This is a genomic window from Candidatus Poribacteria bacterium (genome assembly GCA_016866785.1).
Lineage (GTDB): Bacteria > Poribacteria > WGA-4E.
Genome location: VGLH01000008.1, coordinates 1 through 24,652, shown reverse-complemented (window position 1 = coordinate 24,652; position 24,652 = coordinate 1). Strand labels below are relative to the sequence as shown.

General features: G+C 65.4%; 23 protein-coding genes. 18 read left to right on the top strand and 5 right to left on the bottom strand.

Annotation, left to right across the window (positions count from 1 at the left end):
• Positions 1 to 111 precede the first annotated feature (111 nt).
• The 4 genes from FJZ36_02295 to FJZ36_02280 all read left to right on the top strand — a co-directional run bounded on the left by FJZ36_02295 (position 112) and on the right by FJZ36_02280 (position 4,914).
• Positions 112 to 1,293, top strand: coding sequence for a dihydrodipicolinate synthase family protein (locus tag FJZ36_02295; protein ID MBM3213731.1), 1,182 nt, complete (start codon positions 112 to 114; stop codon positions 1,291 to 1,293).
• A gap of 48 nt (positions 1,294 to 1,341) precedes the next feature.
• Positions 1,342 to 3,276, top strand: a complete 1,935-nt coding sequence (locus tag FJZ36_02290; protein MBM3213730.1) for a hypothetical protein — start codon at positions 1,342 to 1,344, stop codon at positions 3,274 to 3,276.
• Between the two features lie 16 nt (positions 3,277 to 3,292).
• Positions 3,293 to 4,060, top strand: a complete 768-nt coding sequence (locus FJZ36_02285; protein MBM3213729.1) for a sugar phosphate isomerase/epimerase — start codon at positions 3,293 to 3,295, stop codon at positions 4,058 to 4,060.
• Positions 4,061 to 4,170: 110 nt separating this feature from the next.
• Positions 4,171 to 4,914, top strand: coding sequence for a phytanoyl-CoA dioxygenase family protein (locus FJZ36_02280; GenBank protein ID MBM3213728.1), 744 nt, complete (start codon positions 4,171 to 4,173; stop codon positions 4,912 to 4,914).
• On the opposite strand, the gene FJZ36_02275 is transcribed toward FJZ36_02280, so the two are convergent.
• Together FJZ36_02275 and FJZ36_02270 are read right to left on the bottom strand one after the other, a co-directional pair.
• Positions 4,863 to 6,020 (bottom strand): radical SAM protein, encoded by a 1,158-nt coding sequence (locus tag FJZ36_02275; protein MBM3213727.1) that lies wholly within the window; start codon positions 6,018 to 6,020, stop codon positions 4,863 to 4,865. The two genes, FJZ36_02280 and FJZ36_02275, sit on opposite strands and share 52 nt — an antisense overlap.
• Positions 5,936 to 6,559, bottom strand: coding sequence for a VTT domain-containing protein (locus FJZ36_02270; GenBank protein ID MBM3213726.1), 624 nt, complete (start codon positions 6,557 to 6,559; stop codon positions 5,936 to 5,938). Before FJZ36_02270 ends, FJZ36_02275 begins: the two co-directional genes overlap by 85 nt.
• A gap of 500 nt (positions 6,560 to 7,059) precedes the next feature.
• Here FJZ36_02270 and FJZ36_02265 point away from each other — a divergent pair, with 500 nt between their 5' ends.
• Complete coding sequence (locus FJZ36_02265) at positions 7,060 to 9,960, top strand: bifunctional YncE family protein/alkaline phosphatase family protein (protein ID MBM3213725.1); 2,901 nt, start codon at positions 7,060 to 7,062, stop codon at positions 9,958 to 9,960.
• On the opposite strand, the gene FJZ36_02260 is transcribed toward FJZ36_02265, so the two are convergent.
• On the bottom strand, positions 9,957 to 10,262 hold the full coding sequence (locus FJZ36_02260; protein MBM3213724.1) for an MTH1187 family thiamine-binding protein: 306 nt from the start codon (positions 10,260 to 10,262) through the stop codon (positions 9,957 to 9,959). The two genes, FJZ36_02265 and FJZ36_02260, sit on opposite strands and share 4 nt — an antisense overlap.
• On the opposite strand from FJZ36_02260, the gene thiO reads away from it, so the two are divergent.
• Genes thiO through FJZ36_02245 form a run of 3 tightly spaced genes read left to right on the top strand, consistent with a single transcriptional unit; the run spans position 10,185 to position 13,119 of the window.
• Entirely contained in the window at positions 10,185 to 11,483 is a 1,299-nt protein-coding gene (gene thiO / locus FJZ36_02255; protein MBM3213723.1) for a glycine oxidase ThiO, read from the top strand. The two genes, FJZ36_02260 and thiO, sit on opposite strands and share 78 nt — an antisense overlap.
• On the top strand, positions 11,476 to 12,372 hold the full coding sequence (locus FJZ36_02250; protein MBM3213722.1) for a creatininase family protein: 897 nt from the start codon (positions 11,476 to 11,478) through the stop codon (positions 12,370 to 12,372). The genes thiO and FJZ36_02250 overlap by 8 nt, the downstream gene beginning before the upstream one ends.
• Positions 12,373 to 12,393: 21 nt before the next feature.
• A complete protein-coding gene (locus FJZ36_02245) occupies positions 12,394 to 13,119 on the top strand; it encodes a hypothetical protein (GenBank protein MBM3213721.1) in 726 nt (241 codons plus the stop codon).
• Positions 13,120 to 13,221: 102 nt separating this feature from the next.
• On the opposite strand, the gene FJZ36_02240 is transcribed toward FJZ36_02245, so the two are convergent.
• Both FJZ36_02240 and FJZ36_02235 read right to left on the bottom strand, forming a co-directional pair.
• Entirely contained in the window at positions 13,222 to 14,397 is a 1,176-nt protein-coding gene (locus FJZ36_02240) for a Gfo/Idh/MocA family oxidoreductase (protein MBM3213720.1), read from the bottom strand.
• Between the two features lie 36 nt (positions 14,398 to 14,433).
• On the bottom strand, positions 14,434 to 16,182 hold the full coding sequence (locus FJZ36_02235) for a fibronectin/fibrinogen-binding protein (protein MBM3213719.1): 1,749 nt from the start codon (positions 16,180 to 16,182) through the stop codon (positions 14,434 to 14,436).
• 59 nt (positions 16,183 to 16,241) lie between these two features.
• Between FJZ36_02235 and FJZ36_02230 the strand changes: the two genes are divergently transcribed.
• From FJZ36_02230 to FJZ36_02185, 10 genes are all read left to right on the top strand, one after another.
• Positions 16,242 to 17,099, top strand: a complete 858-nt coding sequence (locus FJZ36_02230) for a DUF547 domain-containing protein (GenBank protein MBM3213718.1) — start codon at positions 16,242 to 16,244, stop codon at positions 17,097 to 17,099.
• Positions 17,100 to 17,198: 99 nt separating this feature from the next.
• Positions 17,199 to 18,467 (top strand): diaminopimelate decarboxylase, encoded by a 1,269-nt coding sequence (lysA, locus tag FJZ36_02225; protein MBM3213717.1) that lies wholly within the window; start codon positions 17,199 to 17,201, stop codon positions 18,465 to 18,467.
• 45 nt (positions 18,468 to 18,512) lie between these two features.
• Complete coding sequence (locus tag FJZ36_02220; GenBank protein MBM3213716.1) at positions 18,513 to 19,325, top strand: diaminopimelate epimerase; 813 nt, start codon at positions 18,513 to 18,515, stop codon at positions 19,323 to 19,325.
• Between the two features lie 477 nt (positions 19,326 to 19,802).
• Positions 19,803 to 19,994, top strand: coding sequence for a hypothetical protein (locus tag FJZ36_02215; protein MBM3213715.1), 192 nt, complete (start codon positions 19,803 to 19,805; stop codon positions 19,992 to 19,994).
• A gap of 93 nt (positions 19,995 to 20,087) precedes the next feature.
• A complete protein-coding gene (locus tag FJZ36_02210) occupies positions 20,088 to 21,083 on the top strand; it encodes a PDZ domain-containing protein (protein ID MBM3213714.1) in 996 nt (331 codons plus the stop codon).
• A gap of 5 nt (positions 21,084 to 21,088) precedes the next feature.
• Positions 21,089 to 22,066 carry a Gfo/Idh/MocA family oxidoreductase gene (locus tag FJZ36_02205; protein ID MBM3213713.1) on the top strand — a complete coding sequence of 326 codons (978 nt, stop codon included), beginning with the start codon at positions 21,089 to 21,091 and terminating at the stop codon, positions 22,064 to 22,066.
• The gene (locus FJZ36_02200) at positions 22,002 to 22,913 is read left to right on the top strand and encodes an amidohydrolase (GenBank protein MBM3213712.1); all 912 of its coding nucleotides are present in this window, start codon (positions 22,002 to 22,004) and stop codon (positions 22,911 to 22,913) included. The genes FJZ36_02205 and FJZ36_02200 overlap by 65 nt, the downstream gene beginning before the upstream one ends.
• Positions 22,914 to 23,058: 145 nt before the next feature.
• Entirely contained in the window at positions 23,059 to 23,301 is a 243-nt protein-coding gene (locus tag FJZ36_02195) for a FeS-binding protein (protein ID MBM3213711.1), read from the top strand.
• A 17-nt stretch (positions 23,302 to 23,318) separates the two neighbouring features.
• Positions 23,319 to 24,182: a J domain-containing protein gene (locus tag FJZ36_02190; protein MBM3213710.1), complete on the top strand. Its 864-nt coding sequence runs from the start codon at positions 23,319 to 23,321 to the stop codon at positions 24,180 to 24,182.
• A gap of 25 nt (positions 24,183 to 24,207) precedes the next feature.
• Positions 24,208 to 24,652, top strand: a 445-nt coding sequence (locus FJZ36_02185; protein ID MBM3213709.1) for a 2,3-bisphosphoglycerate-dependent phosphoglycerate mutase, incomplete at its 3' end; no start/stop codon positions are given.

Genomic DNA, 24,652 nt, shown 5'->3' with positions numbered 1-24,652 from the left:
GTCCGGTTCCCTCGCCCTCTCCGTCCATATCGAGGGAGAAGGTTGGGATGACGGCACGCACGGATCGACACCCCAACGCGCGGCAGACGTACGCGACAGAAAGGGCTCCCCATGCCTGAGACGGGGATATGGCTTCCGACCTGCGACGGTTCCCGTGAGTACTACATCCCTCGCGCGCGTCTCTTCGGGCAGCCGCCTCGGGCCTCCCAACCCGCGACTCCGGTCCGTGAAGTGGACGCCGCCGTCCACATCGTCATCAACCCCGACTACGCCGGCAGCGAGACCGAGTTCGACCTGAGCGTCGTCGATTGGACCAAGACGGCGGAGATCCGCGAGCACATCTGGAACGCAGGATTGGGCGTCGCGGATGGCATGGATACGGCTCAACGCGACATCCTGCCGCGTGGACACGTCGCCTATCTGCTCCAGCAGACCGCCGAGCAGGCGAACGGACGCCGCTGGTACTTCGGCGCTGGAACCGATGACATCCGCGCGTTCGATCCGAGCAATCGGGCGATCGCCCAGGCGTACATCCGGCAGGTGAGAGAGATTCAGTCGCTCGGCGGGAAAGTCGCCGTGTTCCCGACACCGTATCTCGCCGGGCGGACCGAATCGGACTTCGTCGAGGTCTACAGCGCCATCGACGCGGCGGCGGAAGGTCCCCTGCTGGCTCACTGGCTCGGAGAGATGTTCAACGCGCGGATGAGGGGCTACTTCCCCGGCGAGTCGTTCTACCGAGTCATGGAGCTTCCCAACTTCGAGAGCGCCAAGATATCGCTCCTGGATGAAGACCGGGAGATCGACATCCGACGGCGGCTCGCCGCGTTGGGCAAGATCGTCAAGACGGGCGACGACTACCACTACGTCGAGCTCATCGAGGGAACGGATCATCCGGTCGCCGCTGGGGTTTACGAGTCATCGGGCGTTCGCTATCCTTTCGGAGACTTCAGCCACGCACTGCTGGGCTGCATGAGCCTGTTCGAAGACGTGGCAGAGCAAGCGCTGAACGCCCTGGCGGCAGGCGATATCGAGCTCTACCGGCGGTGGCTCCTGCCGACGGTTCCGCTGTCCTACTGGGTGTTCCAGGCTCCGACGGCGGCGTACAAGCACGGCGTCGCGACGGTCGCCATGCTGCGCGGCAAGCAGGAAAACGACCTGCTGCTACCCAGCAACTCGCACCAGCGGGGGCTTCTGCATCGGGTCGGCATCTACCGGTTGATGGACCTGGCGGGGCTCTTCACCGAGGACGAATCCCTTGAGGCGTACCGAAGGCATATCGAGCCCCACGTCTGACGCATCCAACGGTCACGCTGCGCCCGCATCGTCTGAACCCATGTGCCAATGAGGAAAGGGGGCAGCGCGCCCAATCCCCGCAGCGTCACCTGGCGAGCCATCCTCATCGCTCTGTTGCTGGGCCCGCTCAACTGCTACTGGGTCATCCAGATCGAGATCGTCTGGTACTCCGGGCACCCCACCTGCGCGTCCATCTTCTACAACGTCGTCTTCAGCCTGCTGGTCGTTGTGCTGCTCAACCTGGCGGTGCGGCGCTTCTTCCCGTCCGTCGCGCTGACGCCGGGCGAGCTCCTGACGATCTACGTGATGATCGGGATCATGTCGACGATCGCCTCGCACGACATGCTCCAGATTCTCATCCCGTCGATCCCGCACGTCTTTCGCTTCGCCACGCCGGAGAACGAGTGGCAGACGCTCATCCAGCCCCATCTGCCCACGTGGCTGACGATCCGCGATACACAGGTGATGGACGGCTACTATGACGGCGGCGTGTCGTTGTTCACGCGGCACAACCTGCTGGCGTGGATGGGCCCGATGCTCTGGTGGGGCGGGTTCATCTTCGTCCTGCTGTTCGTGATGCTCTGCATCAACGCGATCGTCCGCAAGGCGTGGACCGAAGACGAAAAGCTGAGCTACCCGATCATCCAGGTTCCGCTTGCACTGAGCGACGAGAAGGGCGCAGCGGGGCTGTTCCGCAACCCGGTCATGTGGGCGGCGTTCGCCCTGGCGGGCGGCATCGACCTCATCAACGGGTTGAACCACTTCTTCCCGTCGATCCCGGTGATACCCGTCAAGTTCTCGCAACTGGGAACCGTCTTCACGCAGAAACCGTGGAACGCCATCGGACGCCTGCCGTGGCCCCTCTACCCGTTCGCGGTCGGGCTGGCGTTCTTCCTGCCGCTGGACCTGTGCTTCTCCATCTGGTTCTTCTACCTGTTCCGCAAGGGGCAGCAGGTGCTCGCGGCGGCGGCTGGCCTTCGTAATCTGCCGGGGTTCCCCTACCTGAACGAGCAGTCATCCGGCGCGTGGATCGGCTTGGCGGCGCTGGCGATCTGGATATCCCGCCGCCATCTGGGTCAGGTGATCCGCACGGCGCTGGCGGCGACGCCCGACCGGAAGGAGATCGACGAGTCGCGGGAACCGATGCCCTACCGCTGGGCGATTGGCGGGTTCGTCGTCGGTGTGCTCGCCCTGGTGGGATTCTCCGTCCAGGCGGGCATGTCGCTCTGGAGCGCGGTGCTCTTCTTCGCCATCTACTTGGGCATCTCGACGGCGATCGCGCGCATGCGGGCGGAGCTGGGTCCCCCAACGCACGAGCTGACGCCCATGAACGCCGAGCACATCCTCGTCGACATCTTCGGGTCGAGACGCCTCGGCGCTCCCAGCCTGACGATCATGACGATCTACTGGTTCTTCAACCGCTCCTATCGGAACCATCCAATGCCCGTGCAGTTGGAAGCCTACAAGATGGCGGAGCGGGCGCGCATGGACAACCGCCGCCTGAGTTGGGCGATCCTGCTGGCGGTCGTCGTCGCGGTTCCCGCCTCGTTCGCGTCGCTGCTCCACATGAGCTACAACACGAACACGGCTCCCGGGTACTGGTTCGGGTATGAAACGTTCAACCGGCTGACGGGTCGGCTCATGTCGCCGACCGACCCCGACCTGCCTGCCATCTTTTTCCTGGCGGTCGGATTCGTCTTCACGTTCTTCCTGATGGCGATGCGGATGCAGTTCCTGTGGTGGCCCCTCCACCCGGCGGGATACGCCCTCTCGACGAACTTCGGGATCGACTACATCTGGTTTTGCCTCGTCATCGCGTCGATTGCGAAGGCAGCGATCCTGCGATATGGTGGGCTGAAAGCCCTCCAGCGAGCGACGCCGTTTTTCCTGGGACTCATCCTCGGCGAGTTCACCATCGGGAGCTTCTGGAGCGCTCTCAGCGTCATCATGCAGGAGCAGACGTACACGTTCTGGATCTTCTGATCGGAAGGACACGGCGATGCGGTTCGGGATCCGCGACGGGATGCTCCGCGTTCCGCTGGAACAGCAGTTTGCGAAGGCGAAGGAGCTCGGCTTCGACGGGATCGAGATCTGCCTAGGCGGCAACTACCAGGCGAGCCCGCTCTTCAGCGAAGCGGGTATCGACCAGCTTCGCGCCCTGAGCGACGCGTCGGGGGTCGCGGTGTCGTCGTTCTCGCCCGGCGGGTTCACGAGCTACACGTACCTCCACCCGGACGACGAGCGGCGCACCGAGGGACTCCGCATGCTGAACCACCTCTCGCGCGTCGCGCCGGAGTTCGGCGTGAAGGTGATCCTTGTGCCGTTCTTCGGCGACGGGACGATCCCAGCGGAGCGCTCGCTCGATCCGCGCCTCGTGGACGGGCTCAAGCGGACGGGCGAGGTCGCCGGCAAGTACGGCGTGACGCTGGGCATCGAATCGACGTTGAGCGGCGAGCAGCATCACGCGCTCGTCCACGCTGTCAGGCTGTCGTCCGTCGGGGTCTACTACGACATGGGGAACGCGACGAACTACGGCTACGACTCGCCAGCGGAGATTCGGTCGCTGGGTCCGCACATCGCGCAGATCCACATGAAGGACCTCGGCGGCAAGCACTTGGGCGAGGGCGGCGTCGATTTCGACGCGGTCGGCGCGGCGATCCGCGACATCGGCTATGACCAGTGGCTCGTGCTGGAGACGCCGACAGGAGACGTTCCCGACGAAGGGAACCGGCGGAACCTCGCGTTCACGCAGGCGCTGGCAAGCTAGCGCACGCCCCGCATCACGACACGCTAACATGAATATGCCGGATGGAGCCCTTTCCAGCCATGAGAGGGCGTCCGTATGGGTGACGGAATGGGTGGCAGAGGAGGATTACCATGGCGCTGACGGCAGAAGAACGCGCGTTCTTCGATGACAACGGTTTTCTCGTGAAGCGGGGGCTCGTCACGGGCGATTGGCTGCGGCAGATTCAGCAGGAGGTGGACGGACTGCACGAGGCGATGGCGGCGGAGACGCCCCAGGGCGTCGGCGTCTCTTGGGAAGAATACGACGACCCCGCCAAGCCGAAGCGCATTCGCCAGTTGATGCACGGCGAGCTCGTCAGCGACGGGCTCAAGCGGCTCGTCCACTCGGACGAGGTTCTCGACGTCCTCGAACCCATCATGGGTCCCGACATCTCGCTGTTCCACTGCAAGTTGCTCATGAAAGCCGCCTACGACGGGACGATCACGCCCTGGCACCAGGACTACGGTTACTGGCATCGCAAAGAGAACCGTCCGTTGATGATGAACTGCATGCTCTCCATCGATGACGCGGACATCGAGAACGGCTGCATTCAGTTCGTGCCGGGGAGCCACAAGGGCGGTCTGCTAGAGCACGACCGGCGGAACACCTCCTTTGGCGTCTTTCTGCCGGGGTACTTTCAGAAGCGCGAGGACGCCGTACCGGTCGAGATGAAGGCAGGCGACGCCGTGTTCTTCGGGCCCCTGGTCATTCACGGATCGGACGCGAATCCGTCGCCGCGCGACCGCCGGGCGGTCACCGTCGCCTACGACGTGACCGGCAACGGCTACTGCCGTTCCGTCGTGCGCGGCAAACCGTGGGACCAGAAGAACTTCTGAGTGTTCGCCGAGCCGCCAGGGGTAGATCGCGAACGCGGCCGTGGCAGGAGCAGTCTCCAGCACGTCAGCGCTACCCGAACGGGCGAGTTGTCGATGGCGGACGTCCGGTACGCGCAACCGATCGTGCAGCCGGGCTCACACCCCTTCCGGCGATCGCCGTACCGACGCATGTCTCGGCGAGAGTATTCCGATAGCGCAACATCGAGACGCCCGCGCTGCGAGGCGCAATACTGAACCCGTCCTGCTTCGTCCACGTAGAGATATCGCCGTCCCGCCCGGCAGCGCCAGTCGGGCGTCTCACCGCGTAGAAGCCGAGCTCCGTATGTCCGTTCGATGGCGGGCATCCCCGTCGCCCGGCGGAAGTGGGATTCCCACAGGCTCACATACGGCTCCCCGTGGATCATGATGCGCCCATGAGAGCCATGGACGAGTCCGATCGTCACCGGGAAGCCCATCGATTCCACTGTCGTTACGAGCTCTGTGAACTCATCCGCATTCTGCGGACAGAGCACGATGTTCACGTTCACCGAGAATCTCGCCGCTGCTCTGAGCAGCTCCAACTGCCTGCTCAGGCTCTTGAGCGACTTGATAATGAAGAGGTCGGGCGAAGGCACGGCCGCGTCGATGCTCAACTGCAGATAGTCGAGCCTGGCGTCGTTCAGCGCACGGATCATCTCGTCTGTAAGCAGGAACCCGTTTGTGATGATGCCGGCGACGCGCCGCCGAGAGATGTAGCGGATCAGTTCGACGACGTCTGGATGCAGCAACGGCTCCCCGCCGAGAAGCGATATGGACGCGGTTCCGAGTCGATGCAGGACGTCGATGCGCTCTTTCGCCACGTCTGTCGGGACCGGCAGCGATGTGCGGTCGTACTCGTGGCAATACCCGCAGCTCAGGTTGCAACGTCTCGTAACGACCAACTGGGCGTCAATCGGCGATCTCCGCGCCAGCGTGTTCCATGCAACGCGGATAGGGTGGCGGATCCGCATCGGACTCCCTTTCTGTATCCGACGATGTCGGCTCAGCCGCGCGCGCCTTTGCGTCTGAGCTTCGAGCCGAGAAACGTCACGCCGAACATCGCGACGAACGATAGGACAAGCACCCATAGCGGTATGTGAATCGCATGCCCGACGGATGCCAGTGCGTAGAACCGGGGCAGTCGTCCGACCATCAGCGCGGCGAGGTACCGCCCCATCGGATAGCGAGTCGAGAGAGCCAGGAACTTCACGGGGTAGAACGGAAACGGGGTCAGAGCGGCAAAAACGATCAACAGGAACGGCGCTCTGTCATAGACGCGGACCGGCCACCGATAGAGCCGACGTTCGACGAAGTGGCGCCGGATCTTTGCGAGGTGCAGCACGGGGTTCAGCGTCGCGTAATCGATCGAGCCGGACAGGAGCGCGCCGACTCCCGCCGCTGCCGTGACCCACATCGGCGCGTAAAGCGCAGAGTAGTAGAACAGGAACGGCTCGTACGGAAGGAGGGAGATGTAGGTGTTCGTCAGGACGGTGTAGAGGCAGAGATAGACCAGCCCACGCCCGGGCGGATAGATCAGCCAAGCAGCGGACAGAATGACTCCCACCGCCAGGATCGCGGATGAGATGGCGATCAGACGTGTCGCGGTATGCGGTCGTACTGCATCCATGGAGGCGATGGTAGCGCTCCTAACCGTCAGCCGCAACTAGGATGAGTCACGCCGTCACGGTCGCCTATGACGTGACCGGCAACGGCTACTGCCGTTCCGTCGTGCGCGGCAAACCGTGGGACCAGAAGAACTTCTGAGGCTGCTGGACGGAGCTTGGGCGTGCACCGTCAGCCGGCGACCCGACGACGTTGTGACATAGGCGATGATAGCAGCGTTGTTGGTCTACAGCGCTCGCGTGTAGCTGTAGGGTCGCGCCGTGGCTGCCCGTTCCGTCACGAGTGCCGAACGGTTCGCCGTCTGTGGAGTCACACGAGGCTCGATCGGCAGAGCCCGACAGCCATGCATTGACACAAGATTCGCCCTGATGTAGCGCCCACTTAGAACCTCTAACAAAAGGTGGCGCTGCGGTTATCCTCCCGGTGAAAGGGAGGAACGATGGCAAGACCGTTGGTGACCGATGACTTGTGGGAGATCGTCGCATCGTCGTTTTCAACGGATCTATGCCGATCGGGCGTATGACTCGCAGCGACATCGGCAAGAACTCCGTCACGCGGGATTCGACCGCATCTGGCGCGACGCAGCCAGCCGGTTGCCATCGGACTCGCGTTCGTACAGACTGGGAGCCAAGCGATTGGCTCCCTTTCTCGTGCCGCACTCAGGAGGCGCTGGTGAAGCTCCGGTTGTTAGGACTACTGCTTTGCCTCGGGTCGGCGGCAGCGACAGCGAACGCTCGTTACCAAGTCAGCGCACCCGCTGGTGACCGACCAGCACAGATCGACCGCGAGGCGGGTATTGCGGTCCTTCCGAACGGGCGCATCGTTCGCCCCGTCGGCGACTTGGTCACCGTGGCTCCCCATCCCTACGGGCTGGCGCTCAGCCCCGACGGCAAGATCGCCGTCACCGCCAACAGCGGAACCGGGCCCTTCTCGCTCTCCGTCGTCCGGGGCATCGACACCGACTCGCCGACGGTGACGCAGATACCGCCCGGCGTCGAGACGGACTCCGGCATCTTGAACGCCGTCTTCATGGGACTCGCCTTCCTTCCCGACAGCCGCCGGCTTGTGGCAGCCGGAGGCGACGACGGCACGATCATGGTCTGGGACGTGCTCGACGGGACACGGCTCCAGACGATCTCCTGCGACGTGCCGGTGAACGGCAAGGCGTTCGAACACTCGTACATCGGCGATCTCGTCCTGGCGCGGGATGCGCGGACAGTCTACGCCGTCGATCAGGCGAACTTCCGCGTCGTCGTCGCCGATCTCGAGACAGGACAGGTCACTGGGAGCGTCCGCGTGGGTCGGTACCCGTTCGGTATCGCGCTCGCTCCAGACGAGGGGACACTCTACGTCGCCAACGTCGGCATGTTCGAGTACCAGACCGTCGAGGGTTACGACGGGACCGAAGCCACGGCGATGGAGTTCCCCGCCTTCGGATTCCCATCGCCCGAAGCCGAAACGGGCGTTACGCTGCCCGATGGCAGACACGTCCCCGGTTTGGGCGACCCGAACGCCCCGGAGTCGTTCTCGGTCTGGGCGGTCGATACGACGACGCTGGAAGTTACGGCGCGGATCAAGACCGGCGTCCTCGTCGGCGAGCTTGTCGAGGGAATCCCTGCCGTCGGCGGGTCGTCCCCGAACTCGGTCGTCGTGTCCGACGACTACGTCTTCGTCAGCAACGGGAGCAACGACACGGTGTCCGTCATCGCCCGCGACCGGCACACGGTCGTCGCCGAGGTTCCGCTGCGGCTCCATCCGGCGGTTAACGCATGGCGCGGCGCGATCCCGTTCGGCCTGGCTCTGTCGCCGGACGAGCGCTCGCTGTATGTCGCGGCTTCCGGCGTCAACGCCGTCGCCGTGATCGACACGCGGCTCCTCTCCGTACAGGGCTACATCCCGACGGCGTGGTTCCCCAGCAAGATCGCCGTCACACCCGATGGCAAGCGACTGGTCATCGCGAACGCGAAGGGCTTCGGATCCGGACCCAACGGCGGAACCGACTTCGTGCCGGGCCCCGAAGGAAGGAACGTCGGGCGGCTGATGAAGGGCGTCGTCCAGGTGTGCGACATCCCGTCACCTGACGCGCTGCGGGCGATGACCCAGCAGGTCGTCAACGCCAACTTCGCCATCGAACGCGCCAGCGATCCAGCGGAACCCAACTGGAGCGATCGCATCCGCTACGTCGTCTACATCGCCAAGGAGAACCGGACGTTCGATCAGGTGTTCGGGGATATGCCGGGCGTCGACGGCGACCCGACGCTGGCGACGTACGGCGCGGGCAGGCGCGTCGTCAACGCGGCGGGGAGCCTCGCCGTCGAGGACGTGACCGTCATGCCCAACCATCGCCGGCTCGCGGCGCAGTACGCGATGTCCGACAACTTCTACTGCGACTCAGACCACTCGGCAGATGGTCACCGCTGGCTCGTCGGCGTCTACCCGAACGAGTGGGTCGAGACGAGCACGTCGGCGTCCTACGGCGGACATCGGCGGCACATCACGACGAGTTCAGCGCCAGGACGCCGCGCCGTCACCGGAGCCAGCGGCGCGATCTACCCCGAAGACTACAACGAGGCGGGTTCCATCTGGGAGCATCTCGAACGCAACGGCGTGTCCTTCCGCAACTTCGGACTCGGATTCGAGTTCGCGGGTAGCTTCGAGCGGCAGGAGCACCGGTTCACCGGCATCCGCCTACCGCTCAACTACCCCATGCCGCAAGCCCTGTTCGAGCGCACGTCGAGGCAGTTCGCGACCTACAACATGAACGTGCCCGACCAGTTCCGTGCGGACATGTTCGAGCAGGAGCTGCGCGAGCGATGGCTGAGCGGCGCGGAGCCCTTCCCGCAGCTCATCACGATGATGCTACCCAACGACCACGGCGCGTCGGAACGCCCCGACGACGGCTACCCGTTCCGCGAGTCCTACATGGCAGACAACGACCTCGCGCTGGGACGCGTCGTGTCGATGCTCTCCCGGACGCCCTACTGGCGCGAGATGGCGATCTTCGTCACCGAGGACGACGCTCAGGGCGGCCTCGATCACGTGGACGCCCATCGCAGCCTATGCATGGTCATCAGCCCGTGGGCGAAGCGCGGCTACCTCTCGCGGCGGCACGCCAGCTTCGGGTCGATCCTCAAGACGATGGAACGTCTGCTGGGAATCCCGTATCTGAACCAGTACGACGGTGGGGCATCGCTGCTGGACGACTGCTTCACCGACACGCCGGACTTCTCGCCCTACGACGCCGTGCCAGTTCACCCGGAGGTGTTCGACCCGTCGAAGGCGCTCGATCCGTTCGACGCCGAGTTCGACTGGAGCCGCGTTAACGAGGGACCCATTCTCGACGATCCGGCGGACTTCGTCGACGAACTGGAGCGGGAAGCTGAGCGCGTGTCGCCAGCCCGTTAGGCGTCGCCGAGGAGCGTTTCGACCGCACGGAGCTTGTCGTCGGCGGTCTGCGGCTTGTCGGTTCGCGTCCCGATCCGAACGGAAGTCGAGATGCGTGGCACTCCGAGCGCGTGCAGTTCCTCGTGGCAGCGGCGCAGCGCCGCCATGATGTCGTCGAACTCGCCCTCGACGTTCGTGCCGTAGGCGTGCAGGCGGGCGTTGAGCCCGGCGTCGCGCAGGATGCGATGGGCGACCGTGACCTGCTCCGAGACGGAGGTCCCGACGCCCAGAGGGATGATGCAGATGTCGGCGATGGCGTACATGCGCGCTTCCTTTCACGAGGGGGACCCTACGGTCAGTCTACCACGCCGCCGACCGTGCCTGCCGGATCGAGTCGCGCTATGAGCGCGAGTCACCCGGATGCCCTGATCGTGGGCGGGGGCGTCATCGGTCTGGGAATCGCCTCCGAGCTCGCCCGTCGCGGCGCGCGCGTCCGGGTTCTGGAGCGCAACGCGGCGGTCGGGTGCGAAGCGTCGTGGGCTGCGGCCGGTTTCCTCCATCAGCGCGTGACGACGCAGGACGCCTACGGCTGGCTCTCACGCGAGGGACTGGCTCGCTACCCCGCATGGGCGGACGACCTTCTGGAACGCACGGGAATCGACATCGGCTTCCGCCCGCGCGGAGGGCTCGAGCTCGCCTTCTCGCCAGAGAAGAGGGCATCGCTCCCGCGCTTCCTGCTGATGCAGCAACGTCGCGGGCTGGGAGCTCGGTGGCTGGAGCCTTCTGAGGTCCGCGACATGGAGCCGGCGGTCAGCGAGTCCGTCTTGGGCGGCGTGTTCTTCCCGCACGATGCCCAGGTGCGTCCGCCTCGGCTCCTGCGGGCGCTCAACGAAGCCGCGCGAGGCTTGGGCGCGGAGGTGGTGACGAACGCGCCTGTCGATGGCATCCTATCGTCGCCGGACGGCTCCGTCGTGGGCGCTGCCGCAGGTGGCGTCGAGCATCAGGCTGGCACGACGGTGCTCACGGCGGGCTGCTGGTCGGGACAGATCGATGGCGGTGTCCGGCTGCCGGTGAGGCCCGTTCGGGGACAGATGCTTCGGATGTCCGCGCCGGACGGGCTGCTCAGCCGGACGGTCAACGCCGATGGAGCCTATGTCGTCCAGCGAGACGACGGCACGCTGATCGTCGGCTCGACCCAGGAGGAGGTCGGGTTCGACAAGTCGACGACAGAGGACGGCATCGAGTCGCTCCGGATCGGAGCCATCCGGGCGTTCCCGGCTCTTGCCGACGAGCGCGTGCTGCAGACGTGGGCGGGGCTGAGGCCCGCTCCGGCGCGGCGGTTCCCCTACATCGCCGAGCTCCGACCGGGCTTGTGGGTCGCGACGGGTCACTTCCGGACGGGGATTCTGCTCGCACCCTCGACGGCGCACGTCGTCGCGACGGCGATCCTGGACGGCGTGTCGCCCGTGAACCTGGACGACTTCCACCCAGACCGCGACGCGCGGTCGGTTCGTGGTCAGAGCAAAGGAGAACGACATGCGTGAGGTGCGGTGGGAACGCATGTTCCCGGACGAGTTGGAGCGAGCGTTCGCCCAGTGTCCCGTCGTCTACTTCGCCTACGGGCTGTGTGAGCCGCACGGGCCCCAGAACGCCATCGGACTGGACGCGCTCAAGGCGCATGCCATCGCCTGCCGCGCGGCGCACGAGCACGGCGGGATCGTCGCGCCGCCGGACTACTGGCACATCCACGAGGTCGGCGGGTACGCCGCATGGGCGCACCGATCCGTCGGCGAAGTTGAACGCGCCTGGATGACCGCCGTCCCGCCGTGGATGCACTTCAAGAACATCTGCTACCAGATTCGGGCGGCGGACTCGCTCGGCTTCCGCGCAGCGATCCTGCTGACCGGGCACTACGGGCCCAACTGGCAGGACCTCAAAACGCTTCTCGATATCATTCAGCCCCACGTCGGCGCGCGGCTCTACGGGCTGCCCGACTTCGAAGCGAACCAGCCGGGATTCGCGGGCGACGGCAAGAGCGGCGGTGACCATGCCGGTCGTGTCGAGACGTCGCTGCTGTGGGCGCTGGAACCTGAGTGCGTCGACGTGTCGCGCATCCCGCCGGTCGACGCACCGGGGCCCCACTTCGCGATGGGAGGCAACGCGCGCGAGTCGAACCGGCAGATCGGCGAGCGCATGGTTGCCGACGAGGTCGGCTGGCTGGGCGACAAGGCGCGCGAACTGCTCGCCGACTACGAGCACGTGCAGCCGACGCAGCGGCTGGTGACCTTCGAGGAGGTCGAGCGTGTCTGGGAGAGCATCGTCGCGCCGGCGCTCAAGGGCTTCCGCACGATGACGCAGCAGTGGAGCGAGAGCGAGCAGTTGCCGTCGGATTCGGTCTGGCAGCGGAACTGGCGGATTCCGGACCGGACGTGACTGTCGCAACATGGGGGTGACATGAACGCTCAGGAGATGTTCCTGTTCGATCTCGGTGGCTTCTTGATCGTCCCGGGCTTGCTGACGGCGGACGAGGTCGCCGCGTTCAACGCAATCATCGACCGCGACCGCGCCGCGAACCCGCGCAAGGGTGTCTCGTTCGACTTCATGCGGCTCGACGCGTCGTTCCGCGCTCTCATCGATGACCGGCGCATCCTGCCGTACATGCGGACGATGTGCGGCGAGCATGTGCGGCTCGACCACACCTACGGTCTGGAGATGACGCGCGGCGAGGGTCACTCGAACCTGCACGGCGGGCCCTACCGAGACAACGGCTCCCACTACTACGCGTGGCATCAGGGACGCATGTGGAACGGGCTGGTCGTCATCAGCATCGCGCTTGCGCCGCAGCGTCCCGGCGACGGCGGGTTCATCGTCGTGCCCGGATCGCACAAGTCGAACCTGCCGCTGCAGATGGATCACGACGGCGACCGTGTTCTCCAGCCAGCCCTGGAGCCCGGAGACGCGATCCTGTTCACCGAGGCGCTCGTCCACGGGACGCGCCAGTGGCAGGCGGACCACACGCGGCGGTCGCTCCTGCTGAAGTACAACGCGGGACACATGACTTGGGGCAGGCCTGAGTCGCTCGACTGGCTTCGAGCGGAGTCGGCGTCGCCGACACGCTCAGCCCTGCTGGAGCCGCCCTACGTCGGCGGCCGCAAGCCCGTCCCGCGCGACGACGGCTGATGGCGAGCAGGTGTCGTTCCCAGTGGTTCGTTTCGGAAATCGGTGACAGTCCCGTAGGGGCGGGTCTGAGACGCGCCCCTACCACTCAGGACGACACCAGGATCAGAGCGTGTAGTACGGATCGTACCGCTGGATCGGGAGCCGTACGGCTGCCCCAGTCTCGACGGACTTGTAGATCGCCTTTGTCACTTCGAGCTGCGGACGCGTGCTCGCGCCGGAGATGAAGAGCTGGGAACCCGTGCGGATCGCCCGAATGAAGTCGACGAACTGCCCTGGCATCCCCTCGGTGCCTACGGCGGGCGTTTCGCGTTCGAGCTTCGCTGCGAGAGCTTCCGCGTAGCCTTTCTCGGCGGAGCCGATAGCGTACTCGGGAATGACGGCGATCGACGCGCGTTCGCCGAAGATCTCGATGCGCTGACTGGGCATCTTCGGGTTCGGATGCGCCGACGTGCTCGCTGTGATCTGCCCGAACGCGCCGCCCGCGAACGTCAGCAGCGCGACGGACGTGTCCTCGACCTCAATGTCGTGCGTGAACGTCCCCATGCGGGCGTAGACCTCGTCCGCGGCTCCCATGAGCCACAGATAGAGGTCGATGGCGTAGCGGCCGTGGTGGTAGGTGGCTCCGCCGCGCTCGCCCTTCCATGTCCCGCGCCAGGCGTCCATGTCGTAGTAGTCCTGCCCTCGGTGCCACAGGACGTCCACGTTCCCCATGATGATCCTGCCGAGGTCGCCGTTCTCGATGGCGCGCTTCGCCATCATCGCCGTCCGGTGGAACCGCGTATGCCCGTACTGAACGGTGAAGACGACGCCGGGCGCCTTCGCAGCGGCGATCATCGCGTCCGCCTCGGACAGGCTGCCGGAGATGGGACCCTCGCAGAAGACGTGCTTGCCCGCCTGCGCCGCCGCGATTGCCGGGCCCGAATGGGCGAACGGCGGCACGCAGATGTTGATGGCGTCGATGTCGGCTTCGGCGATCATCTTCTCGTAGTCCGTGAACACGGCGGCTTCGCGGGCAGATGCGCGGCACGCCTCGATCTGGCGGTTCCGTCGCTCGTACGCCGCCGTCGTGTCCGTCTGGGCGGCGCGTGTTTCGAGCTCCTCGGCGCGCTTGGCGTATGTGTCCCGCACGACGGTCGACCGGCTCCGCGCCTTCGCCTCGTCGATGTCGCAGACGGCGACGATCTCGGCTTCTTCGCTGAGATGCTCGGCGTAGATGCGGATGTGCGATGGCGAGATGCCACCACAGCCGACGATCCCGATGCGCAGTCGGTCGGACATGGAACCCTCCGAGAGCCCTGGCGCGGGCGATGTGCGTCAGTCGGCGAACCGCCGATCGGTCGCCGCAGGTTCGACGTAGAGCGTCTTCTCGTGCGTGTAGGTGACGAAGCCAGCCGCCGTACCCTTGGGCCGGACGACGTACTTCGCGAAGGTGTAATCCACGGGAACACGGTTCGACGTGCGCCCCTTGCTGAAATATGCGGCGAGCCCAGCCGCTTCGAGTAGAACCGGCATCGGAATCTGCGTCTTGCGCTCCGGGTTCCGCACAATGACATGGGAGCCCGGTATCTGCTTGGCGTGGAGCCAGATGTCGTCCTTGCGGGCAGCCCGCGTGACGAGCCACTCGTTCTCACGGTCGTTGCGCCCGATGAGTATCTGCCACCCGTTGGCGGTCGTAACGAGGCGGTACGGCGTGTCCGCCTTGCGCTTCTCGCGCCGCCGGGATCGATCCGGATCGGCGACCCAGCCTAGCTCGATGAGCTGCGCGTGGAGTTCCGTAGCCGCCTCCAGCGAGTCAGCCGACTCCAGGGCGACGCGCTTCTCCTCGACCCATTCCAGCTCTTGCTCGGTGTCGAAGACGTGCTGACGGATGATCGCTGCCCCGCGCTTCGCCTTCTGGTATCGGCGGAAGTATGCCTGTGCGTTCTCGGCGGCGTTCTTGTCGGATTCCAGCGGAATCTGGACGATGGGCGCGTCGGGCTCGAAGTAGTTGGGGACGGACGCGGTCTCGGCGCGAGGTTCGATTCGGTCGAGCGACGCGAGAAGCAGATCGCCGTAGACGCGGTACTCGCTCGCCTTCTCGGCGGCTGAGAGCTCGACGGTCAGGTCGGCGATCTTCCTCGCTAGCGATCGTTCGCGCCGATCCAGGGCTTGGGCGATCGTGTGACGCAACCCCGCGAGTTGGTCTTGTCGTTCGATGCCTACGTAGGCTCGCCCCACCGCGCGGCTGACCGAATCCGTCCGCTCATGGCGAGTGTCGGCGGCGTTGGGGAGAAACAAGGAGTATGCCGTCGGTTCCCGGTTCCTCTCCTCCCAGATGACACACGGTTCGACATCGTGGGAACGGATGCGAACGACGGTCGTTCGGAACGCGTGCCAGAGCTCGGCAGCGTCCGTCTCGTCGCGCGCCGTCTCGCACACGTGCGCCGCAGTGGCGGAACCGAAGCCGTCGTACGCGCGGACGATCTGACGCGAAACGGGTGTCTCGCGCGGGTCGATCCTCTCGGCGAGCCCTTCCGGCGTCTCCCCGAACGGGTCGCTGCGGCGGCTGGGCGGCGGCGGGACGTAGGCGACGCCGGGGAGCACCTCGCGGTAGCGATTGACGCGCTCGTCCACATGCGTCAGCGGCTCGATGACGCGTCCGGTTTCGGGGTTCGTCAGGATGATGTTGCTGTGCTTGCCCATCATCTCGACGACCAGATCGCGCCGTTCGGGTTCAGCTCCGGGAACCTGGGAGTCGAGCTCGAATCGGAAGGTCAGGATGCGGTCGAGTCCCGCTTGTCCCACGCCCGTGAGTCGAGCGCGCATCAGATGCTTGACGAGAACCGAGGCGAAATGTGGACGCTCCGACTCGCGCTGCTTGGGGAATCGGGTGACCAGATGCGCGCGTGCGTGGACGGCGTGCGCCGACAACAGGAGCGCGGCTTCGGGCTCGCCCTCGCGCGACCGGAAGCGTAGAACGACCTCGGTCCGAGTGTGCTGGACGACGTCGCGGACAGCCCTCCCGCGCAGAGCCGCGTCCATTTCGGGTAACATGCAGTAGAGGGTGAAGCCGTCGATCGCCATTCGGTTCTCCTGGTCACGGTGGGAAGCATAGCACCGGCTCCACCCGGAAAGGAACGCGCGTGCCGATCCGAGCCCACAGCCTCGTGTCCGTCGCCGCCGCGCTCATGCTGCTGTCGGGCGCTCGCGCCAGCGCGCCGCGCATCCTGAACGACCCGACCGCCAGCGCGACCGAAGCGCCAGAGCCCGACGAGAGCGTGCCCGCGCGTCTGCGCAAGACGGCGAACCGACTCGTCGCGCAGTTCGTCGACGGGAAGCGCGTCGATTACGAAGGTCTGTCGCAGTCGCCGGCGTTCGCCGAGTACCGAGAGCTCGCCGCGCGGCTGGATCGGTTCGACCCGGGCGAGCTCGCCACGCACGACGAGCAGGTCGCCTTCTGGGTGAACCTCTACAACGCGCTGGTGATGCACTCCGTCCTCGATTCCGGCGTGACGACCAGCGTCCGAGAGCGCGAGCGGTTCTTCGACCTCTTCGCGTACCGGATCGGCGGACTGGTCTACACGCCCAACGACATCGAGCACGGCATCCTGCGCGGCGTATCGATCCTGCACACGGATCCGAGGTTCCGGTTCGTCGTCGCGCGGCTCGATCCGCGCATCCACTTCGCCCTGAACTGCGCGTCGGCGGGATGCCCGCCCATCGCCGCCTACGACGCCGACCGGTTGGACGAGCAGCTCGACACAGCAGCGCGCGCCTTCGTGAACTCGCCTTCCGAAGTGCGCCTCGACGCGGAGAGCAACACGCTCCACCTGTCGGCGATCTTCGACTGGTACCGCGACGATTTCGGCGAGAAGCCGCGATCCGAGATCGACTTCATCGCGCGGATGCTGTCCGACGATGCCACGCGCGAGTACATTGAGGAGCATCGCGACACGCTGCGGCTCGTCTACAACGACTACGACTGGTCGCTGAACCACTGACGCCTTGACGTCCGACGCCAGCGCGGATACCCTTCGTCGCATCCGCGCCATCGAAGAACCCTACTCACGAGGAACCCTACTCACGAGGAACGCCACCGGATGGGGCAGACGAACGACGTTTTCACGTATCGGGACGGGAAGCTCTTCTGCGAAGATGTCTCCGTCGAGGACCTCTGCGCGCAGCACGGGACGCCGCTCTACATCTACAGCCACGCGGCGTTCGTGTCGCGCTTCCGCGACTTTCAGAAGGCGTTCGCGGGCATCGACCCGCTGATCTGCTTCGCGATGAAGAGCAACGGGAACCTGGCGGTTCTGCGCGCCCTGGCGCGTGAAGGCGCTGGAGCCGATATCGTCTCCGGCGGCGAGCTCTTCCGCGCGCTGAGAGCCGGGATCGACGCGAGCAAGATCGTCTACGCGGGTCCCGGCAAGTCGTGTGATGAGGTCCGCGCCGCGCTGACGGCAGGCGTCTACATGCTCAACGTCGAATCGCTGGCGGAGGCGATGCTCATCGACTCCGTCGCTGGCGAGCTCGGTGTGCGGGCTCCCGTCGCCCTGCGCGTCAATCCCGACGTGGACGCTCGCACCCACGCGCACACGACGACCGGCAAGAAGGGCAACAAGTTCGGCATCGATCTCGACGTCGCGATCAGGAGCTTCGAGGCAGCCGCCGCGATGCCGCATCTCGACGTCTGCGGCGTTCACGCGCACATCGGTTCCCCGGTGATGCAGTTGGAGCCCTTCGAACAGGCGATGGCGCGCATCGTGGAGCTGATCGGGCTCCTGCGCACTCGCGGCATCGGCATCACGCGGCTCGACTTCGGCGGCGGGCTGGGCATCGCGTACCGCGACGAGACGCCCGCGCCCCCGTCCGAGTACGCCGAGCGGCTCATCCCCTTGATCCGCCAGAGCGGCTGCCGGCTCTTACTGGAACCGGGTCGTTACATCAGCGGGAACTCGGGCATCCTCTGTACGCGGGTCCTCTACCGAAAGGAGACGGACACCAAGACGTTCGTCATCGTCAATGGCGCGATGACGGACCTGATACGCCCGGCGCTCTACGACAGCTTCCACCGGATTCATCCGGTTGTGGACCGTTCGGCAGACACGGAGACGGTCGATGTCGTGGGGCCCGTCTGCGAGTCGGGCGACTTCCTCGCCAAGAACCGGGAGCTCCCACGCGTCGACGCGGGCGACTACCTGGCGGTCTTCAGCGCGGGGGCGTACGGCTTCGCGATGTCGTCCAACTACAACGCGCGTCCACGCGCCGCCGAGGTGCTGGTCAGCGTCGATCGAGCCCATGTCGTCCGAGCGCGCGAGACGTACGACGACCTGATCCGAGGCGAAAGCATCCCCGACTTCTTGGCTTAATGCGGCGCAACATGCGGCAGGTGAACCGACGTGGCGATTCCCTTCATGAAGCTCTCGGGCGCGGGCAACGACTTCGTCATCATCGACAACCGCCAAGGTACCGTCCAGGCGGATGCGCGGTTCGTCGAGCGCGTGTGCGCGCGGCGTCTGTCGGTCGGCGCGGACGGTCTGCTGCTGGTTGAGAACCCGTCGGACCCGGCGCAGGCGGACTTTCGGATGCGCTACTTCAACGCCGACGGCGGCGAAGCCGAGACGTGCGGCAACGGCGCGCGGTGCATCTCGCGGTTCGCCCACGTCAACGGCATCGCGGGCGAGAACATGCGGTTCGAGACGCTCGCGGGCGTCTACGAGTCCGAGATACGAGGCGAGCGTGTCCGCGTCCAGATGAGCGATCCGAAGGACATGCGACTCGATTTCCCGCTGGCTCTGCGAGGAGGCGAGTTCAAGGTTTCGTTTGCGAACACGGGTGTTCCGCACGTCGTGTTCTTCTGCGAGAGCGTGGACGATGTAGACGTCGTCGGGTTGGGTCGGCAGACGCGCTACCACGCCGATTTCGCGCCCGCCGGGACGAACGCGAACTTCGTCACCGTCACGGGACGGAACTCGATGCGCATCCGCACCTACGAGCGCGGGGTCGAAGACGAGACGCTGGCGTGCGGAACCGGCTCCATCGCGGCGGCGATTCTCGGCGGAGCGCGGGGAGTCGTACAGTCGCCCGTGACGCTTCGGACGCAGGGCGGCTTCGATTTGACCGTCAGCTTCGAGCTCGTCGGCGAGTCCGCGCAGTCGATCCATCTCGAAGGCGACGCTCGGATCGTCTACGTCGGCGAGCTACGGCAGGACGCTTGGGACTACTAGGCGAGTCGCCAATGGACTGGTGACCGTTCCGGGCTCCACTGTCGCAAGGCGCTCTGTCGTCGCGCGTTCGGTGACGGGGTATCACGCGTACTGATCAGACTCGATAACGTTATAGGTCGTATCTGAATTCTACTGAGTGTCGTAGACGTTCGCGCCGGCAATCGCCACGCCCAACAGACCCCCGTTGCCCTCTACAACAACGCGCCGTTTCATCCCCTTCCAAATCGGGGCAGTCGGAACACCATCGGTTTTGACCAGCGCCACGATTCGTGTCAAGAGCCACGTCGCGCAAGCCCCCTCCAACTTAACACTTCGATCCATCCTTCTGTGAGAGATTCTTGGTGGATGAGGTCCGGTCTTGCCGCCGATTGGCTGTGAAGCCAAGTCGCCGCTGGACACGCCACGACCGAGTTGATACAGTCAGCGCATATGGCGAGGGTGAGAGGACATCGCTCGCCGGTTCAGAGAGGACGCTCGATGAAACGATTCGCGGCTGCGACGGCGTGTGCGCTGCTGATCGCCATGTCGCTCCAGGGGCAAGTGTTGCGGCAGGAGCTCGGCGACCTGGAAGTGGGCGATCACTGGATCTACAACGACCTCGACGCGGGCATCGCGCGGGCGAAGCAGGAGGGCAAACCGCTCTTCGTCGTCTTCCGATGCGTGCCTTGACTGGCATGCCGAGCATTTGACGGGCAGGTTGCTCGTCAGGACAACGAGCTCACGGAGCTCTCCAAGCTCTTCGTGCCGGTGCGTATCGTTCGGATGAACACAATCGACCTGGTTCAGTTCCAGTTCGACTACGACCTCACGTGGGCGGCGTTTTTCATGAACGCCGACGGTACGATCTACGGGCGTTACGGTATCCGCGCGTCCGAAGATGCCATGGATCATCTCTCCTTGACGGGGCTCACGACGGCGATGCGCCGCGCCCTCGAGCTCCACAAGGACTACCCGAAGAACCGCGCCCTCTTCTCCGCCAAACGCGGATCGACCCCGCGCTTCAAGACGGTGTCTGACATGCCCTCGCTCCGCGAACGTCTCGCAAACAGCGAGCAGGCGAAAGAAGGCTGTATCCACTGCCACATGCTCAACGACGGCGCGCGGGAGGTCCGCAAAGCCGAGAAGTCCTTCGACCAGAAGAAGGACATCTGGGTCTACCCGCTGCCGGAGAACGTCGGCATGACGATGAAGGTCGATGACGACCCGGTCATCGAGAGCGTCGCGAGCGGTTCCTTCGCCGACAAAGCCGGGCTTAAGGCGGGCGATGTCATCCGCATGATGAACGGGCAAGCCATCATCTCCCAAGCGGATATCGCGTGGGTGCTGCACAACCTGCCGACGCCAGGCAAGCTCCGTGTCTCCTACGCGCGCGGCGGCAAGAACCGTGAGGCGACGCTGAATACCGTCGGCGACTGGCGCAAGACAGACATCTCCTGGCGGGCGTCCATGTGGGGACTTCGTCCCGACCTGGGCTTCTGGTCGCCGGAGCTGTCGGCGGAGGAACGCCTCGCCAACGGGCTCGCGCCGGATGCTCTCGCCATGAAGGTGCGGTGGATCCCGCGCGAGGAGACGAAGCGCGCGGGTCTCCAGAACAACGACATCCTCGTGTCGTTCGACGGCGACTCGAAGCACGTCAGCTTCCAGAAGCTGAGCGCACGCGTACGCCTCAACTACGAGCCGGGAACCACGGTTCCCGTCGTCGTCATTCGTGAAGGCAAGCGCGTCAACCTGACGCTGCCTCTGGTCGGGGACGAATAGGCACCATGGACGACGTTCGCCTGTGCATCATCGGAGCCGGCAGCCTCTCGACGAAACGGATCTATCCCTACGTCGGGGCTGCCGGAGCCCAGCTCGTCGGCGTGTGCGACCTCGACGCAGAGCGCGCCGCACGGAACGCTCGGCGTTTCGGCGGCATGCCCTACACCGACCTGACGGCGATGCTCGACGCCGAGGAGCCCGACGGCGTCATCATCTGCGTCGGACCCGAAGGACACGCGGCGCTCGCCCCGCAGGTCCTCCGGCTCGGATTCCCCGTCTACACGGAGAAGCCGCCGGCTCCAACGGCTCAGGACGCGCTGCAGGTTGCCCGCGTCGCCCAAGAGACCGGCAGGCTCTGCATGACGGCGTTCAAGAAGCGCTACTCGGCCGCCTACGCCCGCGCGAAGCAGTGGATCGAGTCGTTCGATCCGTCCGACCTGTACTCCCTCTCGGTGGACTACGCCTCGGCGCAATACTCGAACGAATCGCTCCGCACGTCGTTCCTGCTGGACTTCGCCATTCACGCTATCGACCTGGTGGGCTATCTGTTCGGCGACGCGTCGGAGGTCTTCGCGTTCTCCAAGGGCAAGGATGCCTACGCCGTGAGCATCCGGTTCGCCAACGGCGCGGTCGGGTCGATGAACCTGAACGACGGTCGATCGTTCCGCGTCCCAACCGAGGAGGTCGAGCTCACCGCGCGGGGCGGTAACTTCATGACGATCTCGAACTCCTCACGCTGGCGGATCACCGCCGACGGCGTACCGACGGAATGGCGGGAACCCTCGACGTTCACCAGCTCCGGCGACAGCGGACTCGACACCGGGCACCTGGCGGAAATCATCGACTTCGTCGAAGCGATCCGTGACGGTAGGACGACTCGCTCGAACATCGCCGAAAGCTACAGGAGCATGGTTCTCTATGAGGCGATCCGCGACTCGTCGGAGACCGGAGCCGTGGTCCAGGTCGCCTACGAGACGATCTGAGGGAGACTCGATGCTCATCGACACGCACACGCACGTCGGACGCGTCTGGGACACGTACGAGCCAGTGGAACCGCATCGGATGCTCGGATGGATGGACGCCTACGGCATCGAGATGGCGATTCCCCTGCCCGTCGAGAGCCCAGAGAGCGCCAGCTACTACATCACGACGCGCGACATGCTGCGCCTATGCGAACAGCACCCGGACCGGTTCATCCCATTCTGCGTCGTCGATCCGAGGATGTCGATGAGTCGAGGGGAGGATGGCTTCCGATCGGTCATCACGGAGTACGTCGAGCGCGGCGCGGTCGGATTCGGCGAGGTGAAGGTCGGCTTGCCCATCGACGACTCGAAGCTTCAGGTTCTCTACGGCATCTGCGACGACCTGAAGCTCCCGCTGCTCTTCCACTGCGACAATATTCGCTGCATCGACGCGCCCGACCTGCGCGGGCTCGAGGCGATGCTGAACGCCTATCCGAATGTGACGTTCATCGGGCACGCGCCGGGGTTCTGGGCGGCGATCTCCGCCGACGTGACCGCTGCCGACATGGGCGGCTATCCAAGAGGTCCCGTCGTCCCAGGCGGACCGATGGATCGCCTGCTGGGGCAATACCCCAACCTATACGCGGACCTGTCGGCGGGCTCGGCGCACACGGCGATCACGCGGGATTGGGAGTTCGGGCAGGCGTTCCTCGAACGGCATCATCGGAAGCTCTTCTTCGCCACGGACTACCTGCACATCGGGCAGAACGTCCCACAGTTCGAGATGTTCGAGTCGGCGAGGCTCTCGGCCGCCGCCCGCGAGGCGATCGGTTCCGGGAACGCGCGGCGGGTGTTCCACCTGTCGTGATCGTTGCGGACATCCGCTCTGCGCGGCGTAGTCGACGCCGATGGACCGTGCCGTCCCTTGCCTTGCCGCGACCCGTACTCAACAATAGAACCGACGGACGGAACGCGAGAGGTGACGCGTTCGCGCCGGACGAGGAGAGTCCGCCATGACATCGCAGCGCGTACGCCTGACCTTCCCACCGGAGCAGGTGACCGAGCCGGTCATCTACAACGTGGGTCACAAGTTCCGCATCGTGACGAATATCCGTCGAGCCAGCGTCACCAAAGACGCCGGTTGGGTCGTCCTGGAGATGAGCGGCGAGCCCGACGAGCTCGAACGAGCGCTGGAGTATCTCCGTCATACGGGCGTGCAGGTGGAACCCGTCGACGGGGACGTCGTCGTCCACTAGGGCGAGGCAGTGAAGCGATGGCGCAACGCGACTACTACGAAACCCTCGGCGTGCCGAAGGATGCCTCCCAGGAGGACATCAAGAAGGCGTACCGCAAGCTCGCCATGCGCTATCACCCCGACAAGAACAAGGACGCCAAGGCGACGGACGAGTTCAAGGAAGCCTCCGAAGCCTACGATGTCCTGAGCGATCCCGCCGAGCGCCGGAAGTACGACGCGCGAGGCAGAGCCGGCAGCTACGAATACCGAGGCGGCGGCTTCGAGAGCACGGACGACATCTTCGGTCGCTTCGGCGATATCTTCGGCGATCTCTGGGGCGACGTACGCGAACGGCGCACGACCTTCGGACAGGGACCCTCCCGCTCCCGACGCGGCGACGACTTCCATCACTCGTTGACCATCGAGTTCCATGAAGCCATCTCGGGCACGGAAAAATCGCTCACCGTCACGCGCGACGGGCAGAAGCAGCGCATCAAGCTCCACATCCCCGCAGGCATCCAGTCCGGACGCACGCTGCGGGTCGAAGGCAAGGGCTACCCCGGAACGGGCGGCATGCCGCCCGGTGACCTGCTCGTGACCGTCGATGTGCGCGAAGACCCGCGCTTCGAGCGCGACGGGGACGATATCATCGCCGACGTCTACGTGCCCTTCACGACGGCGATCCTGGGCGGCAAGGTGCTGGTCGAGACGCCGCGTGGCTCCATCATGCTCACCATCCCGAAGGGCACGCAGTCCGGCAAGTTCCTGCGCATCGCGGGTCAAGGGTTCGCCCGAGCGAATGGCACGAAAGGCGACTTCCGCGCGCGCGTCCTCATCACGGTTCCGCAGACGGTCTCCCCCGAGCAGGAATCGATGGTTCGCAAGCTCGCCGACGCGAGCTAGTCCTATCCACGGCTGAGAGGTCCTCATGGCGTTCCTAGTACTGCTGCGTCACGGCGAATCCCAGTGGAACCTGGAGAACCGCTTCACAGGCTGGGTCGACGTCGATCTGAGCCCCAAGGGCGAGCTCGAAGCGCGCGAGGCGGGCGCGAAGCTGGCGTCCTACCGGTTCGACAAGGTCTACACGTCGGTGCTCAAGCGCGCCATCCGCACGGCAGACATCGCCCTCGAAGTCGCGAAGCAGGCGAACCTTCCCACCGAGCGCGACCAGGCGCTCAATGAGCGGCACTACGGCGACCTGCAGGGGCTGAACAAGGCGGAAACGGCGCAGAAGTTCGGTGACGAACAGGTGCACATCTGGCGACGGAGCTTCGACGTGCGGCCGCCCAACGGCGAGAGCCTCAAGGACACGGCGGAGCGCGTCATGCCCTACTGGGAAGCCCACATCCTACCCGACCTGAAGGCGGGGAATA